Below are 16,939 nucleotides of genomic sequence, written 5' to 3' on the forward strand. Positions count from 1 at the left end.
AGGCAGATTAGGCGTCAGCGCAACCACTTCCCACGTCGTCATTGCGAGCGTAGCGAAGCAATCCAGAATCGTTCCTCGGAGACACTCTGGCTTGCTTCGCTGCGCTCGCAATCAGAAAACCACTCAGGCCGCCAGCCCAGACTCCACCGGAGCGAATTCCAGCCCCAGACTCTCCGCCACCGCTTTGTTCGTAATCCGGCCGCGATGCACGTTGAGGCCGTTGCGCAAGTGCGGATTTTCCAACACCGCGGCAAAGCCCTTGTTCGCGAGCATCAGGCCGAACGGCAGCGTCGCATTGTTCAGCGCCTGGCTTGATGTCACCGGCACCGCGCCCGGCATGTTGGCGACGCAATAATGCACCACGCCGTCGACCTCATAGGTCGGCTCCACGTGCGTAGTCGGATGCGATGTCTCGAAACAGCCGCCCTGGTCGATCGCGACGTCGACCAGCACCGCGCCCGGCCGCATCGATGTCAGCATCGCGCGCGTGACGAGCTTCGGCGCGCTGGCACCCGGCACGAGCACCGCGCCGATCACGACGTCGGCAGCGAACACCTCCTCCTCGACCGACTCGATCGTCGAGAAGCGGGTGCGCACGCGTCCGGTAAAGAGATCGTCGAGTTGGCGCAGACGAGGAATCGAGCGATCGATCACCGTGACTTCCGCACCGAGCCCTGCGGCCATCCGTGCCGCCTGCGTTCCCACCACGCCGCCGCCGAGCACGACCACCCGCGCCGGCTGCACGCCGGGAACACCGCCGAGCAGCAGCCCGCGGCCGCCAGCCGAGCGCCTGAGCGCGGCGCCGGCGGCCTCGATGGCGAGGCGGCCGGCGACTTCGCTCATCGGCGCGAGCAGCGGGAGGTGACCGCTCGCGTCCGTGACGGTCTCATAGGCAATCGCGGTGCAGCCCGAGGCAAGCAGGCCCTTGGCCTGCTCCGGGTCGGGTGCAAGATGGAGATAGGTAAACAGGACCTGGCCTTCGCGGAGCTGGGCCCATTCGCTTTTCTGCGGCTCCTTCACCTTCACGATCATGTCGGACTTGGCGAAGACGTCACGGGCGCTTTCGGCGATCGTGGCGCCTGCCCGCCGATACACGTCGTCGGAGGCGCCGATGCCGCTGCCGGCGCCGGTCTCGACCGTCACCCGGTGGCCGGCCGCGACATATTCACGAACCGCGCCCGGAGTGAGCCCGACGCGATATTCCTGCACCTTGATCTCCTTGGGCACACCGACGCGCATCTTCAGCTCCTTCCCAACGCCTTGATTCCGTTCATCATCGTAGCGATGGCGGCGGTTTGGTTTCGTGCAAATATCCGCTAGGTTCATGCCTAGCGCGCCGGTTTCCGGCGCGAAAATGCCCTTTCACGCTGGAAACGAAACCTTGGCCCTCGACCGGAAAGACCTCGCCATCCTCGCCGAACTCACGACCAATGCGCGGGCCAGCCACACCGAGCTTGCCAACAAGGTCGGACTATCGAGCACTGCGCTGGCGCGGCGGCAGAAGGCCCTGGAGGACGAGGGTTACATCCAGGCCTACCAAGCGGCGCTCGATCTTGCGCAGTTCGGCCTCACGACAACGGTGCTGGTCCGGATCGCGCTGGAGAGCCAGAGCGACGATGCGCTCAAGGCATTCGAGGCGGAGGTGGTGAAGTGCCCCTCCGTCGTGCGCTGCTTCCTGATGTCGGGCACCGACGACTACATCCTGATCGTTCTCGCCCGCGACATCCAGGATTTCGAGCGCATCCACCGTACCGAGCTGTCGCGCCTGCCGCGCGTCGCCCGGGTGCAATCGAGCTTCGCGCTGCGCGAGATCGTCAATCGCGCCGTACCGACTGTGGTGTTCGGCGAGGCGAAGCGCTAATCTCGTCCGGGCGACGGGCTAACCGGCCGGGAACCAAGCACCTCGTCATCCGTTGGGCGCTATTGGCCAGCGGCGGCAACGCATCCTCGAGTCGGCATCCAAACTTGCTCAGCTCGGCCTCTCCGCAGGGAACAGAACATGGCCGATATCACGGATCAGATCCCCGAACGCATTCCGATCAACCTTATCGTCAATGGCGTCAGGCGCACACTCGAGGTCGTGCCGTGGACCACGCTTCTGGATGCCCTGCGTGACCGTCTGGAATTGACCGGCACCAAAAAAGGCTGCGATCACGGCCAATGCGGCGCCTGCACCGTGTTAATCGACGGAAGACGGGTCAATTCGTGCCTGACGCTCGCCGTCATGAAGGATGGCGCCGAAATCACGACGATCGAAGGCCTTGCCAAGGACGGCGCCCTGCATCCCCTGCAACAAGCCTTCATCGATCACGACGCATTCCAATGTGGCTATTGCACGCCGGGACAGATTTGCTCGGCGGCCGGCCTCCTGGCCGAAGGCCACGCCAGGGGCGCCGACGAGATCCGGGAAGTGATGAGCGGAAATCTCTGCCGCTGCGGCGCCTACCCTAACATCGTGGCTGCGATCGAGCAGGCAATGAGCCGATCATGAACAACTTCCAGTATTCCCGCGCAAGCGATGTCGCCGACGCCATTCGCCTGCTGGCCGCCGATCCGAACGCGAAGCTGATTGCCGGCGGCACCAATCTTATCGACCTGATGAAGGAGAATGTCGAACGGCCCTCCCGGTTGATCGACATTTCCCGCCTGCCGCTCCGCGACATCGAGGAGACCGCCGATGGCGGCCTGCGCATCGGCGCCTTGGTGCCAAATTCGGATCTCGCCTACCATCCGCTGATCGAGCAGCGCTATCCCCTGCTCGCCAGCGCCATCTTGGCGGGTGCCTCCGCGCAACTGCGCAACATGGCCTCGGTCGGCGGCAATCTGATGCAGCGAACGCGCTGCGCCTACTTCTATGACACGACGACGCCTTGCAACAAGCGCAGCCCGGGCACCGGCTGCTCGGCACTCGATGGCCTCAACCGCAACCACGCAATCCTCGGCACCAGCTCGTCCTGCATCGCGACCAATCCATCCGACATGAGCGTGGCGCTGGCCGCGCTCGGCGCGCTCGTGCACATCGCAGGCTCGACCGGTGAGCGCACCCTCGCCCTGACCGATTTCCATCGGCTTCCGGACGACAAGCCTCATGCCGATACAAATCTCGGCAGCGGCGAGATCATCACCGCAATCGAGCTGCCGCCGCGCGGCTTTGCCAGGAACTACAGCTATCTGAAGATCCGCGACCGGCTGTCCTACGCCTTTGCCCTGGTCTCGGTCGCGGCCGCGCTCGAACTGGAGGGCAACGCAATCATCGAAGCGCGCCTGGCGCTCGGCGGCGTGGCCCACAAGCCTTGGCGAAGCCTCGAGGCCGAGGCGGCGTTGCGCGGCCAAGCGGCAACGCCGGATCATTTTGGGCGCGCCGCCGATCTGCTGCTGCAGGGAGCAACCGCTCGTTCGCATAATGGATTCAAGATCGAACTCGCGCGCCGAGCCGTCGTTCGCACGCTGATGCAGGCGACAAGCGCCACGCCGCAATCACAAGCTCACAAGAAGATCGCATGAGGGCCCGATGAACGCCTATGTCGGAACACCAACGTCGCGCGTCGACGGCCGGGCCAAGGTCACTGGCGCCGCCAAATATGCCGGCGAGTTCGCAGCAGACCGTCTCCTCCATGGCTTTGTCGTCGAGGCCACCATTCCGCGGGGACGCATCGTTCGCCTCGACAGCAGCGACGCACTGAAGGTGAAGGGCGTGGTCGACGTGCTCACCCACACGCATCGCCCGCCCCTCGCCGACAAGGACGAAGCCTGGAAGGACGAGGTGGCGCCGGAGAAGGGCTCGCCGTTCCGCCCACTCTATGACGACAGGATCAGGTTCAACGGCCAGCCGATCGCGCTGGTCGTGGCGGAGGACTGGGAAACCGCCAAATTCGCCGCAACTCGCATTCGCGTTGAATACGAGCAGGAGGCGTTTGCGACCGATCTCGAATCCGAACGCGGCACGGCTGCCAAAGTGGATCAGCCACACAAGCCGCGCGGCGACGCCGCAGCAGCGCTGACGCGGGCGGCCGTCCGTCACGAAGCGGACTATGTCATTCCGAGCGAGCATCACAACCCGATGGAGCTCTACGCGACAACGGCCGTCTGGGAGGGCAACGGCGGGCTTACAGTCTATGACAAGACCCAAGGCGTCCAGAACGTCCAGAAGTTTCTCTGCGGTGTCTTCAGAAAGAAGCCGGAAGACATCCGCGTGATCTCGCCCTATGTCGGCGGAGCGTTCGGCTCGGGCCTGCGGCCGCAGCACCAGGTGGTCCTGGCAACACTTGGTGCGCTCGCGCTGAAACGATCGGTCCGTGTCGTCCTGACACGACAGCAGATGTACAGCCTGGGCTATCGTCCCATGACCATCGAGCACGTTGCGCTCGGCGCAAAGCCCGACGGCACACTCGATGCCGTTACCCACGAAGCCATCGCCGTCACCTCGCGGTTTGAGGATTTCTCGCGCAACGATACCGGCTGGGGGGAGCAGCTCTACAAGAGTCCCAACAGCCGCCTCTCCCACAAGCTGGTCCACCTCGACCTCGCCACCCCCTGCGATATGCGCGCGCCGGGCGCGGCAACGGGCGTCTGCGCGCTCGAATGCGCCATGGACGAATTGGCCGTCGCGCTCAAGCTCGACCCGATCGAGCTGCGGCTGAAGTGCTACTCGGATCGCGACCAGAGCGGGGACCTCCCCTACACCAGCAAGCAGCTGCGCGAATGCTACGCCAGGGGCGCGGAAGCCTTCGGCTGGGCCCGGCGCAATCCCGCGCCGCGCTCCATGCGCGACGGCAAGGACCTGGTCGGCTGGGGCATGGCGACAGGCGTCTGGGAGGCGCTGCAGATGCCGGTCGCCGTTCGCATCGTTCTGACATCGAACGGCCACGCGGAGGTCTCATGCGCCGCGTCCGACATCGGCACCGGCACCTACACCATTGTGGCGCAGGTGGCGGCCGACGCTCTCGGGCTGCCGATCGAGAACATCAGCGTCAGGCTCGCCGATTCGACCTTGCCGCAAGCGCCCGTCGAGGGCGGCTCCTGGATGGCGGCGTCCAGTGCGCACGCCGTGTTGGGAGCGGCCGAAGACATTCGCCAGGAGCTCGCCCGGCTCGCCAAGGCGATGCCCGGCTCGCCGCTCGCTGACGTCGATGCCGCCACCGTCACTTTGGTCGACGGCATGATCGCCAGCAACGGCAGGAACGGCCCCGCCCTTTCGATTGCGGATGTGATGCGCCACAGCAAGCTCGAGCGGATCGAAAAGGAGAAGCTCAACCAGTTCGCGGAGGACAAGTCGCATGCCCGCAATACGCATTCCGCCGTCTTCGCCGAGGTAAAGGTCGACGAGGAGCTCGGCGTCATCCGCGTTACGCGGGTCGTGAGCGCGGTCGCGGCCGGGCGCATCCTGAACACCAAGACTGGCCGCAGCCAGATCATGGGCGGCGTGGTCTGGGGAATCGGGATGGCGCTGCATGAGGAGACGGTGATGGATCACCGCTTCGGTCGCATCATGAACGCGAACATCGCCGAGTACCACATTCCCGTGAATGCCGACATTCACGATATTGACGTCATTTTCGTCGACGAGCCCGACGACCGGATCAACAAGCTGGGTGTCAAGGGTCTCGGCGAAATCGGCATCGTCGGCGTGCCTGCGGCGATTGCGAACGCCGTCTATCATGCCACCGGCAAGCGCATTCGGCGCTTCCCGATCACGCTGGACAAGCTACTGGAGTGAGCGCCTCGCCGCACCTTTGTTCGACGCCAACGAGACCTGCTTCAACACGTTGTCGCTCGGCGCAGGAGCGACGGCGCCCCGCCTGTCACGGCTCCTCCCGGGCTTCACGACGGAAGATCGGCCGGTCTGACCTGGATGCGGTCGGCATGCAGTGACCAATGGTGCAAGGCTTGATCCTTGCAAAACCTCGCCTTGGCCCGCTCTCTGGCTTCGTCCTCGTCGGAGGCGTCGATCTCGAGCGTGCCCTGGCACACCTCGATCTGCCGGCCATACTGGCCAAGCACGTCCTTCATGAACTTGACGACATAAGTTGACATGAGACCTCCTGCCTGCCCCGGCGGCACTCTAATCCCATTTGCGCGGGATGCGGGAGAGAGATTTTGACGCGGATGAAGGCCGGGACGCGGTTTCTTCGCTCCGTCATTTCCGGGGCGGCTCGAAAGGCCGACCCCGGAAATGACGGGAAGAAAGGGTAGCTGTCCTATCCCGGCGTCACGCCGAACGCCTGCTTGAAACGCTCGGCATAATGCGGCCAGACCTCCGGATTGATGATGCGCGGCGGACGTTTCCCGTCGAGCGTCTCCAGCACCTGCTCGGCAGCGATGCGGCCCATGTTCTGGCGCGCCTCGATCGTCACGCCCGCCGTATGAGGGCTCGCCAGCACGTTGTCGAGCTGGAGCAGCGGATGCTCCGGCGGCGGCGGTTCCTTGGACCAGACGTCGAGGCCAGCGCCGGCGATGCGCTTGTCGCGCAACGCCTGGAGCAGCGCGTCCTCGTCGTGGATGAAGCCGCGCGCAGTGGTGATGAAATAGGCATGCGGCTGCATCAGCGCGAATTCGCGCACGCTGATCATGTTGCGGCTGCCCTTGTTGAGCGGACAGGAGATCGAGACGAAATCGGCGCGGCGCAGGAGCTCGTCGAGCTCGACCTTCTCCCCGCCCCGCTCAGCCATCACCTCGGCCGACAAATACGGGTCATAGGCCAGCACCTTCATGCCGAGCAGGCCCTTGCACAGCGCGGCAATCCGGCGGCCGACATTGCCGAGCCCGATGATGCCGACAGTCTTGCCCTCGACCTCGTTGCCGACGAGCTCGTTGCGGTTGACGTCGCGCTCGCGGCGCAGCCGGCGGTCCGACTGGATGATGCGCTTGGAGAGCGTCAACATCATCGCCAGCGCATGCTCGGCAACCGAATGGGCGTTGCCGCCGGACTGGTTGACGACCACGACGCCGGCGGCCGTGCAGGCCTCGACGTCGACTGGATCGAAGCCGGCGCCGTTGCTGGAGACGAGCAGCAAATTCGGCGCGCGCTTCAGGAAAGCCGCATCGACATGGAAATGCGGGGCGAGCTCGTCGCGGGCAGCGCCAACCTGGTAAACATGGGCAGCGCCGAGGAGCGGCGCATAGGCGTGTTCGGGGCTCCCGTTCTCGATGCGATCGAGCCGGACGTCAGGCCGTGCCTTGAGGATGTCGATATAGATCGGATTGGCCAAGTAATTGGAGTAGACGACACGCTTGCTGTTGACCGACATCAGGACCCTTCCGGCTCTCCAGGGATCAGCAAGGCCAGCGCAGCGCGCGCCCCTCCGTGCTTCCTCCCACTCTTTCGTTGCCCACATATGACATGGCGCTGCCAGCCACGGCAGGCCGTCTGGCGCAGATCACGGTGCCGGCTCGAACAGTTGACAATCCGGCCCGCTGCGTCAAGTTCAGCAGGGCGCCGCGACGGCCGAAGACCAATAAGCATACGACGCGGCTCAAGGGAGAACGCAATGGCGATTGCGGAGCAGCAGACCTCGCCGCAGGCGACGCAGGCGGCCGGTGAAAGAAGCTGGCACGGCATCATCCTGCACACCCTGAAGCGGAACGAGATCAGCCTCGTCCCTTACGTGCCGGATCGCGTGCTGACGCCGCTGATCAGGAACCTGCACGCCGATCCTTTCTTCACCACCTTTGCCACCGCCCGCGAGGAGGAAGCGGTCGGCATTGTCTCGGGCGCCTGGATGGGCGGCCGCCGCGGCGCGGTGTTGATGCAGACTTCGGGTTTTGCGACGCTCGCCAACGTGCTGGCCTCGCTCGCAGTGCCTTACCAGATCCCGCTGATCATGTTCGTGTCCGAGCGCGGCACGCTCGGCGAGTTCAATTACGGCCAGTCGCTGGTCTGCCGCACCATGCGCCCCGTGCTGGATTCGCTGGCGCTGGAGCATCACACCATCACCCGGCTCGATGAACTCGAATTCATCACGGACCGCTCGATCAAGCAGGCCGTCACCACGCAGGCGCCGGTGGCGCTGATCCTCAACCCGCTGCTCACCGGCGGCAAGGTGTTTGACAAGTGAGGCCGACCAAATGAGCTCAAATCTGAGTGCGCGCAACACCAAGGTGATGAACCGTTTCGACGTGACCTCGCGCCTGATCGCGAAGCTCAAGCACGAAGAAGCCGTGATCGGCGGCATCGGCAACACCAATTTCGATCTCTGGGCTGCCGGCCACCGCCCGCAGAACTTCTACATGCTGGGCAGCATGGGCCTTGCCTTCCCCATCGCGCTCGGGGTGGCGCTGGCGCAGCCCGACCGCCGCGTCTTCGCGCTTGAAGGCGACGGCTCGCTGCTGATGCAACTCGGCGCGCTCTCGACGATTGCGGCCCTGAAGCCGAAGAACCTTACGATGATCGTGATGGACAATGGCATCTACCAGATTACCGGCGCACAACCGACACCGGCCGCGCACGTCGCCGACATCGTCGCCATCGCCATCGGCTCCGGCCTCGCCAACAGCGCCTGGGCCGCGGACGAGGAGGATTTCCAGCGGCTGGTCGAGGACGCGATGACCGCTGCCGAGCCGAGCCTGATCGCCGTCCGGATCGACGACAAGCCTGGCGTCGGCACCACTCGCCGCGATCCCGTACAGATCCGGGAACGATTCATGCACGGCCTTGGCGTGCGCGAACCACTTTAACATTTCGTCATTAACTACACGTCGATCTGATAGCGGGACTATACGGCCGGTTGCAAATCTGTGCTAAGCGAGCCGCATGTCCATTTTGGTTCGTTCCTTTGCCTGGCTGCTGGCAGCCGCCGTCACATTCGCAACTCTCGGTCCACCGGGCCTGCGGCCCCATTCCGATTTCGGCCAGGACGGCGAACATGCGCTCGCCTTTGTCCTGGTGGGACTGGCCTTTGGTCTCGCCTATCGGCAGCGGCGCCTGCTGACCGCAACGGCCGCGATCGTGCTGATCGGCGTGCTCGAATTGATGCAATTTTGGGCACCCGGCCGCCATGCGCGGCTGGAGGATTTTCTGGTGGACGCGCTCACGGCCTGCCTCGGCTTTGCGCTCGCGGCCGCCGCCGATTGGGCCATGACCCGGCTTCGCACCAATTCGGTCCTGACGAGCGAAGGCCCCGCGGAGTGATGCTCCGCAGGGCCCGGTTTGTCAGCGGCTAGGTTGCGCAGATCAGTCGATGATCTTGACGACCCGGCGCGTGCGCGGCTCGACGATCACGCGGCGATCGTTCACGACCGCATAGCGATACTCCGTGTAGTTCGGCACCGGACGCAGCACCACGGTCGGCGGCAACGGCTCGCCAACCACGACGCGCTCCCGGATCACCACTGACTCATCGCGCGGAAGTCCGCCTAGAATCGCATTCGGAATTTCCAAACCGGCGCCAACGGCCGCACCGACGGTGCCGCCGACCATCGCGCCGACCGGGCCGCCGATGTCGCCGCCCGCGCGCGCGCCGTCCGCCGCGCCCTGGGCGGTCGTCGACTGAGCAAAGGCTGCACTCGACGCCAGCAGCGAGGCGGCAGCCAACGAAATCGCAAGACGGGTTTTCATGTCCTTATGTCTCCAGTGATTGTCATGCGCCTTCAACCGCGGGGCCGGAGCATTGTTCCGGTTCCGCGGCGGCGAAAGACGCTTCAAGGCTGGAAACTGTTACCTCGTAACACTTACGCTGGGGCGATTTCGTGCCCCGCCATCAGTTCCAGTGCACGTACGATCGCGGAATGATCCCAGCCCTTGCCGCCATGAGCGGTGCAAGATGAGAACAATTGCTGCGCCACAGCCGTGCTCGGCAGCGAGAGGCCGAGCGTACGCGCGCCTTCGAGCGCGAGGTTGAGATCCTTCTGGTGCAGCTCGATGCGGAAGCCCGGATCGAAATTGCGCTTCACCATGCGCTCGCCATGGACTTCGAGAATCCGCGAGGATGCAAAGCCGCCCATCAGCGCCTGCCGCACCAGCGCAGGGTCGGCGCCGGCCTTCGACGCAAACAACAGCGCCTCGCTCACCGCCTCAATCGTCAGCGCAACGATGATCTGGTTGGCGACTTTCGTCGTTTGCCCGTCGCCATTGGCCCCGACCCTGGTGACGTTCTTGCCCATCTTGTCGAACACCGGCTTCATGCTGTTGAAGGCGCGCTCGGGCCCGCCGACCATGATGGTGAGGCTCGCCGCCTTGGCGCCGACCTCGCCTCCGGACACTGGCGCGTCGAGATAATCGGCGCCGAGTGCCTCGATCTTCTTGGCAAACTCCTTCGTCGCGAGCGGCGAGATCGAGCTCATGTCGACCACGATCTTGCCCTTGGAGATGCCGCTCGCCACACCGTTCTTGCCGAACAACACGGCTTCCACATGCGGCGTATCCGGCACCATGATGATGACCGCGCCCGCCTCCTCCGCGACCTGCTTGCTGGACTTGCAGGCGACGCCGCCGGCGGCGATCAGATCGGGCGCGACCGGTGCGACGTCATGCAGGAGAACCCGATAGCCGGCCGCCAGGAGATGGCCGGCCATTGGCCGTCCCATGGTGCCAAGTCCGATGAACCCGATATTGGTCATGTCTCTAACTTTCTCTCAGTTGCATAAGCGGAATTCATCCGCGTGCTCGGCGCAACCTCTCCCGCTTGCGGGAGAGGTCGGCGCGGAGCGCCGGGTGAAGGGCTTTATCCCCTTGAGGATTTTCTCGGTGCACCTCAACAGTCCCAACGCGGAAACACCCTCTCCCCAACCCTCTCCCGCAAGCGGGAGAGGGAGCGCACTGTCATCGCTGCCGCATCTGGTCCCCGACGCTCACGTCTCAAACGTCTGCGCCGCGTGCCATGAGAGTCCTTCCAGCGTCGTGGTGCGCGGCTTGTATTCGCAGCCGATCCAGCCTCGATAGCCGATCGCGTCGAGGTGGCGGAACAGGAAGGGATAGTTGATCTCGCCGGTGCCGGGCTCATGGCGCCCGGGATTGTCGGCAAGCTGGATGTGCGCGATCTGGGGAAGGTATTCCTGCATGGTGCGGGCGAGATCGCCCTCCATGATCTGCATGTGATAGATGTCGTACTGGATGAACAGGTTGTTCGATCGTACCTCTGAGATCAGCTGCACCGCCTGCTCGGTCCCGTTGAGATGGAAGCCGGGAATGTCGAGCGTGTTGATCGGCTCGATCAGCAGCTTGATGTTCTCCCGCGCCAGCGTCGAGGCGGCAAAGCGCAGATTGCCCACCAGCGTCTCGTTGAGCTCGCGCCGGTCGGCATCGGCAGGCGCGATGCCGACGAGGCAGTTGAGCTGCTCGCAATCGAGCGCCTTGGCGTAGTCGATGGCCCGGAATACGCCGTCGCGAAATTCGGCGGTGCGATCGGGCAGGATCGCGATGCCGCGCTCACCCGCTGCCCAGTTGCCGGCCGGCAGGTTGTGCAGCACCTGCGTCAGGCCGTGGGCCTCGAGCTGCTCGCGCAGCTGCGCCTTATCGAAATCGTAGGGAAAGAGATATTCAACCCCGGAAAATCCCGCCGCCTTCGCAGCGGCGAAGCGGTCGAGGAACGGCATCTCGTTGAAGAGCATGGTGAGGTTGGCGGCGAATTTCGGCATGATGCTGTCCTCCCTATTCGGCCGGCTGAAGCACGCCGGGCCGCGCCGCGTCGACCTCGTCAAGTGGCAGGTCCAGCACCTCCTCGAACTCGACGATGTTGTCGATCTCCGTGCCCATGGCGATGTTCGTGACGCGTTCGAGGATGAACTCCACCACGACGGGCACGCGGTGCTTGGCCATCAATTCGCGCGCCGTCGCGAACGCCGCTTGCGTGTCCTTCGGGTCGGTGACGCGGATCGCCTTGCAGCCGAGACCTTCGGCGACGGCGACATGGTCGACGCCGTAGACGCCGATCTCGGGCGCGTTGATGTTCTCGAAGGAGAGCTGAACGTGATAGTCCATGTCGAAGCCGCGCTGGGCCTGCCGGATCAGGCCGAGATAGGAATTGTTCACGACGACGTGGATGTAGGGCAGATTGAACTGCGCCCCGACCGCAAGCTCCTCGATCAAGAACTGGAAGTCGTAGTCGCCTGACAGCGCGACGATCTCTCGCTCCGGACACGCTGCGCGCACGCCGAGTGCGGCGGGCAGCGTCCAGCCGAGCGGCCCGGCCTGCCCTGCATTGATCCAGTTGCGCGGCTTGTAGACGCCGAGGAATTGCGCGCCGGCGATCTGCGACAGGCCGATCACGGTGACATAAGTGGTATCGCGGCCGAACGCCTTGTTCATCTCTTCATAGACGCGTTGCGGCTTGATCGGCACGTTGTCGAAATGGCTCTTGCGCTGCATCGTTCTCTTGCGATCGCGGCAGGATGCGGGCCACGCCTGGCGCTCGCGGAGCCTGCCTGAACGGCGCCACTCCCTGGCGACGGTGACGAACAATTCGAGGGCGGCCTTCGCGTCCGAGACGATGCCGAGATCGGGATTGAACACGCGCCCGATCTGGGTCGGCTCGATGTCCACGTGAACGAATTTACGACCCTTGGTGTAGGTCTCGACCGAGCCGGTGTGACGATTGGCCCAGCGGTTGCCGATGCCGAGCACGAAATCCGACTCCAGCAGCGTCGCGTTGCCATAGCGGTGGCTGGTTTGAAGCCCGACCATCCCGGCCATCAGCACGTGATCGTCGGGAATCGCGCCCCACCCCATGAGCGTCGGCACGACAGGCACGTTCGCGATTTCGGCGAATTCGACCAGCAGATCCGAGGCATCGGCGTTGATGATGCCGCCGCCGGCGACGATCAACGGCCGCTCGGCGGCATTGAGCATCTCCAGCGCCTTCTCGACCTGCTTGCGCGACGCAGCCGGCTTGTAGACCGGCAGCGGCTCGTAGGTCTCGTCGTCGAACTCGATCTCGGCAAGCTGCACGTCGAGGGGCATGTCGATCAGCACCGGACCCGGCCTTCCCGAGCGCATCACGTGAAACGCCTGGCTGAACACGCGCGGCACCAGCGCCGGCTCGCGCACCGTCACCGCCCATTTGGTCACGGGCTTTGCGATCGACTCGATATCGACGGCCTGAAAGTCCTCCTTGTAGAGCCGCGCCCGGGGCGCCTGTCCGGTGATGCAGAGGATCGGAATGGAATCGGCGATCGCTGAATACAGCCCGGTGATCATGTCGGTGCCGGCCGGTCCCGAAGTGCCGATGCAGACGCCGATATTGCCCGCCTTGGCCCGCGTGTACCCTTCCGCCATGTGCGAAGCGCCCTCGACATGGCGCGCAAGGATGTGGCGGATCGAGCCGCGCTTCTTCAACGCCGAGTAAAGCGGATTGATCGCTGCCCCGGGAACCCCGAAGGCGGTGGAGATGCCTTCCTTCTCCAGAATTCGGACGGCTGCATCGACGGCTCGCATCTTCGCCATATCGGACCTCGCTTGGTTGCGTCAGCGAGCGAGATCATCCGGCGTGCAAGATGCGATCTCAACGAGATCGATTTTATTTTCCACGATGCGGCAGCCGCGGAAAAATAGCGGCAGGCTCAATCGGTTAGATCGAGATGCACGTGAAAGGAGATCACTCGAACAGCGGCGCCAGCTCCATCTGCGGCACGAGAACGATACCCTTGTCGGTGATACGAATTTCCGGAATGACCGATAGCGGAATCAAATTGAAGCCCATGTAGGGGATGGTGCAGCCGGCCTCCGCCCATTCTTTCTTGAGCTCCTTGACCTCTTCGGCCACCTCGGTGACGCGCTTGTCAGAGAGCAAGCCTGCGATCGGCAGCGGAACCAATGCCCTCACCTTGCCATCAGCCACCACACAGACGCCGCCCTGACGCTCCCTGATCGCCGATATCGCCACCTGCATGTCGCCCTCGTTGGTCCCGGCGACGATGATGTTGTGGCTGTCGTGGCCGACGCTGGAGGCCACCGCACCGCGCTTCAAGCCAAAATCCTTCAACAGGCCGTACGCGACGTTGCCCGCGGACTTGCCGTGGCGCTCGACCACCGTGACGAAGCACAGGCCGTAGCGAGCAAACAGCTCCGGCCAGTCATTGGCGGGCTCGACCCTGACCTTCTCGTGAATCAGCGTAATGCCCGGCAGCGCAGTCTTGATGGCATTGACGGTGCAAGCCTTTGCCGGCAGTTCCGGCGTCAGCTTGACCTTCTTGGGCAACTTCACGGTGGCATAAGCGGCCTTCGGATATTGATAGCGCTGTGACAGCGCCTGATCGAGCCTGGAGGTGATCTTGCCGTGCTCGACCACGAGCTCGCCGCCATACCAGGTGCATTGCGGCTTGAGATTGTCATCCATCAGCACGAGATCGGCGCGGCGGCCGCCGCCGAGCCCACCGATATCGCTCTCCATGCCGAAGCGGGTGGCACCATGCAGCGAGCCCATCGACCAAGCCTGCTCCGGCGACATCCCCGCCTTCACGGCTTCCCGTACCACCCAGTCGAGACCGAACAGCAGCAGATCGTCGGCATCCCGGTCGTCGGTGCACACGGCCGTGCGCTTGTGCGACGCCCCGAGCTCGGTGATGGTGCGGATCGCCTGCGGCAGCGAGTGCCAGGGCGTCGTCGGCGGACCACCGCGCAGGAACACCCACACGCCGGCGTCGAGCAGGTCGTCGGCGATGTCGCGGTCGATCGCCTCGTGCGTGTCGGTGACGCCGCTCGCCGCATAGGCCGCGACGAATTCGCGGCCATAGACATGGCCGGACACCGGGCGCCCGCGCTTCAACGCAGCGGCAAGGATCGCATGGCTGCGCTCGTCGCCCATCGTCACCGGGACAAAATCCATCTTCTCGCCGAGCGCCACCGCTTCGGGCCAGCGGTCGAACAGGGCCGCGATCTTGTCCGGTGTGAGGTCGCCGCCCGCGGTTTCCAGCTCCGCGGACGTTGCCGGCACGGTGCTCGGCACCGTCAGGAAGATCGAGAGCGGCGCCTCGCGCGCATCCTCGAGCATCGCCTCGATGCCGGCGACGTCCATGACGTTGCCGATCTCGTGGCTGTCGCAGAAGATCGTGGTGGTGCCGTTGAGCAGCGCGGCCTCCGCGTAGGCGCAGGCCGTCACCATCGAGGATTCGATATGGATGTGCGGATCGACGAGGCCTGGCGCGATGATGCCGCCGGCCGCGTCGTAGCTCGTGACGTCGCTCCACGCCTTCCTGGCTGTTCCGGCCGGCTTCACCGCCGCGATGCGGCCGCCGGTGATCCAGACCTCGCGGCTCGCGTGGACGCGCTCCGAATAGGTCGAGAGCACCCGCGCGCCGGTGATGACCAGATCCGGCGCGGCGCGTGCGGATGCGACGTCGGCGAGGCACCGCGTCATGCTGTGCAGCGGCGCGACGGCAAAACGAGTGAGCTTGGTCATGGGGGCTCTCGCGTGGGAATGGACAGCCCAGTGATGGTTGCCCCCGATGGCGGCAGGGGCAACTCAAATAATGCGGCACCCATGCTTACGCATTGGGCAGACGGGCCCCGCCTTCTAAGCTCCGCTAGTCCTCGTTCGCCTTGAAACGCCCGAGCCCCTTCAGCACGAAGGGCGCCAGCAGCGCGATCAGCGCGATGCCGAGCAGGGTCGCCGAGATCGGGCTCTGCAGCAGCGTCATGGGATCGCCGAGGCTGATCGCGAGCGCCCTGCGCAATTGGCTTTCGGCGATCGGGCCGAGGATCAGGCCGACGACCACGGGCGCGATCGGAAAATCGAACCGGCGCATCAGGAAGCCCAGCACGCCGAAGCCGGCCAGCATCGACAACTCGACCACCGACGGCTTTGCGGCGATGGTGCCCATGGTTGCGAACACGAGGATGCCGGCATAGAGCCAGGGCTGCGGGATCGCGAGCAGCCGCACCCACAGGCCGACCAGCGGCAGATTGAGCACCAGCAGCATCGCATTGGCGATGAAAAGACTGGCGATAAGGCCCCACACCAGGTCGGGCCGTTCGGCGAACAGCAGCGGTCCCGGGTTGAGGCCGTATTGCTGGAAACCTGCGAGCATCATCGCGGCCGTCGCCGAGGTCGGCAGCCCGAGCGTGAGCAGCGGCACCAGCGTGCCGGCGGCGGAGGCATTGTTGGCGGCTTCCGGTCCCGCGACGCCTTCGATCGCGCCCTTGCCGAACTCTTCCGGATGTTTCGTCAGCCGCTTCTCGGTCGAATAGGACAGGAAGGTCGGAATCTCCGCACCGCCCGCAGGCAACGCGCCGATCGGGAAGCCGAACATGGTGCCGCGGAGCCACGGCTTCCACGACCGCTTCCAGTCCTCTGTCGTCATCCACAACGAGCCATGCACCGGCTCGAGCTTCTCCTCGGTGTGGTGGCGGCGCGATGCGACGTAGAGCGCCTCGCCCACCGCGAACAGACCGACCGCAAGCGTCGTCACCTCGACGCCGTCGAGCAGCTCGGGGATGCCGAACGCAAGCCGCGCCTGGCCGGTCAGCTTGTCGATGCCGATAAGACCGAGCGTCAGGCCGATGAACAGGCTGGTCAGGCCGCGGATCGGGGAATCGCCGAAGGTCGCCGACACCGTGACAAAGGCGACGCACATCAGCGCGAAATAATCCTCCGGGCCAAAGCGCACGGCGAAATCGACCAGCCACGGCGCGAGGAATGCCAGACCGATCGTGGCGATGGTGCCGGCGACGAAGGAGCCGATTGCGGAGGTCGCAAGCGCCGGCCCGCCGCGGCCGGCCTTGGCCATCTTGTTGCCTTCGAGCGCGGTCGCCATCGAGGCGCTCTCGCCGGGCGTGTTGATGAGGATCGCGGTGGTCGAGCCGCCATACATGCCGCCGTAGTAAATGCCGGCGAACATGATCAGCGAGCCGCCGGGATCGAGCTTGTAGGTGACCGGCAAGAGCAGTGCGACCGTGAGCGCCGGGCCGATACCGGGCAGCACGCCAACGGCGGTGCCGAGGAACACGCCAATCAGCGCATAGAGCAGATTCATCGGCTGGATGGCGACTGCCATGCCATGCGCCAGCGCG

Annotated in this window: 16 protein-coding genes; 7 read left to right on the forward strand and 9 right to left on the reverse strand. The window is 64.8% G+C overall.

Annotated elements, in window-relative coordinates; translation table 11 throughout:
• Positions 1-123: 123 nt before the first annotated feature.
• A complete protein-coding gene (ald, locus tag IVA91_RS03195) occupies positions 124-1,239 on the reverse strand; it encodes an alanine dehydrogenase (RefSeq protein ID WP_247278242.1) in 1,116 nt (371 codons plus the stop codon).
• 142 nt (positions 1,240-1,381) lie between these two features.
• Between ald and IVA91_RS03200 the strand changes: the two genes are divergently transcribed.
• The 4 genes from IVA91_RS03200 to IVA91_RS03215 all read left to right on the forward strand — a co-directional run bounded on the left by IVA91_RS03200 (position 1,382) and on the right by IVA91_RS03215 (position 5,716).
• Positions 1,382-1,861 carry an Lrp/AsnC family transcriptional regulator gene (locus IVA91_RS03200; protein WP_201759988.1) on the forward strand — a complete coding sequence of 160 codons (480 nt, stop codon included), beginning with the start codon at positions 1,382-1,384 and terminating at the stop codon, positions 1,859-1,861.
• Positions 1,862-1,999: 138 nt separating this feature from the next.
• On the forward strand, positions 2,000-2,491 hold the full coding sequence (locus IVA91_RS03205; RefSeq protein WP_247278243.1) for a (2Fe-2S)-binding protein: 492 nt from the start codon (positions 2,000-2,002) through the stop codon (positions 2,489-2,491).
• Complete coding sequence (locus tag IVA91_RS03210) at positions 2,488-3,504, forward strand: xanthine dehydrogenase family protein subunit M (protein WP_247278244.1); 1,017 nt, start codon at positions 2,488-2,490, stop codon at positions 3,502-3,504. The genes IVA91_RS03205 and IVA91_RS03210 overlap by 4 nt, the downstream gene beginning before the upstream one ends.
• Before the next feature lie 7 nt (positions 3,505-3,511).
• On the forward strand, positions 3,512-5,716 hold the full coding sequence (locus IVA91_RS03215; RefSeq protein ID WP_247278245.1) for a xanthine dehydrogenase family protein molybdopterin-binding subunit: 2,205 nt from the start codon (positions 3,512-3,514) through the stop codon (positions 5,714-5,716).
• A gap of 104 nt (positions 5,717-5,820) precedes the next feature.
• Here the strand turns inward: IVA91_RS03215 and IVA91_RS03220 are convergent, their stop codons facing one another.
• Positions 5,821-6,033 (reverse strand): hypothetical protein, encoded by a 213-nt coding sequence (locus IVA91_RS03220; protein ID WP_247278246.1) that lies wholly within the window; start codon positions 6,031-6,033, stop codon positions 5,821-5,823.
• A 164-nt stretch (positions 6,034-6,197) separates the two neighbouring features.
• Positions 6,198-7,247 carry a hydroxyacid dehydrogenase gene (locus tag IVA91_RS03225; protein ID WP_247278247.1) on the reverse strand — a complete coding sequence of 350 codons (1,050 nt, stop codon included), beginning with the start codon at positions 7,245-7,247 and terminating at the stop codon, positions 6,198-6,200.
• A 240-nt stretch (positions 7,248-7,487) separates the two neighbouring features.
• Here IVA91_RS03225 and IVA91_RS03230 point away from each other — a divergent pair, with 240 nt between their 5' ends.
• The 3 genes from IVA91_RS03230 to IVA91_RS03240 all read left to right on the forward strand — a co-directional run bounded on the left by IVA91_RS03230 (position 7,488) and on the right by IVA91_RS03240 (position 9,127).
• On the forward strand, positions 7,488-8,054 hold the full coding sequence (locus IVA91_RS03230) for a thiamine pyrophosphate-binding protein (RefSeq protein ID WP_247278248.1): 567 nt from the start codon (positions 7,488-7,490) through the stop codon (positions 8,052-8,054).
• 10 nt (positions 8,055-8,064) lie between these two features.
• Entirely contained in the window at positions 8,065-8,673 is a 609-nt protein-coding gene (locus tag IVA91_RS03235) for a thiamine pyrophosphate-dependent enzyme (RefSeq protein ID WP_247278249.1), read from the forward strand.
• Positions 8,674-8,749: 76 nt separating this feature from the next.
• Positions 8,750-9,127, forward strand: coding sequence for a VanZ family protein (locus tag IVA91_RS03240; RefSeq protein ID WP_247278250.1), 378 nt, complete (start codon positions 8,750-8,752; stop codon positions 9,125-9,127).
• 42 nt (positions 9,128-9,169) lie between these two features.
• Here IVA91_RS03240 and IVA91_RS03245 read toward each other — a convergent pair whose 3' ends face one another.
• From IVA91_RS03245 to IVA91_RS03270, 6 genes are all read right to left on the reverse strand, one after another.
• On the reverse strand, positions 9,170-9,553 hold the full coding sequence (locus IVA91_RS03245) for a DUF1236 domain-containing protein (RefSeq protein WP_247278251.1): 384 nt from the start codon (positions 9,551-9,553) through the stop codon (positions 9,170-9,172).
• Between the two features lie 113 nt (positions 9,554-9,666).
• A complete protein-coding gene (locus IVA91_RS03250) occupies positions 9,667-10,554 on the reverse strand; it encodes a 2-hydroxy-3-oxopropionate reductase (RefSeq protein ID WP_247278252.1) in 888 nt (295 codons plus the stop codon).
• 231 nt (positions 10,555-10,785) lie between these two features.
• Complete coding sequence (gene hyi, locus IVA91_RS03255; RefSeq protein WP_247278253.1) at positions 10,786-11,571, reverse strand: hydroxypyruvate isomerase; 786 nt, start codon at positions 11,569-11,571, stop codon at positions 10,786-10,788.
• Between the two features lie 13 nt (positions 11,572-11,584).
• Positions 11,585-13,375, reverse strand: a complete 1,791-nt coding sequence (gene gcl / locus IVA91_RS03260; RefSeq protein ID WP_247278254.1) for a glyoxylate carboligase — start codon at positions 13,373-13,375, stop codon at positions 11,585-11,587.
• Positions 13,376-13,526: 151 nt separating this feature from the next.
• Entirely contained in the window at positions 13,527-15,329 is a 1,803-nt protein-coding gene (locus IVA91_RS03265; RefSeq protein ID WP_247278255.1) for an adenine deaminase C-terminal domain-containing protein, read from the reverse strand.
• Between the two features lie 124 nt (positions 15,330-15,453).
• Complete coding sequence (locus IVA91_RS03270) at positions 15,454-16,923, reverse strand: tripartite tricarboxylate transporter permease (protein ID WP_247278274.1); 1,470 nt, start codon at positions 16,921-16,923, stop codon at positions 15,454-15,456.
• Between the last annotated feature and the right edge of the window lie 16 nt (positions 16,924-16,939).

The organism is Bradyrhizobium sp. 153, from assembly GCF_023073835.1.
Lineage (GTDB): Bacteria > Pseudomonadota > Alphaproteobacteria > Rhizobiales > Xanthobacteraceae > Bradyrhizobium.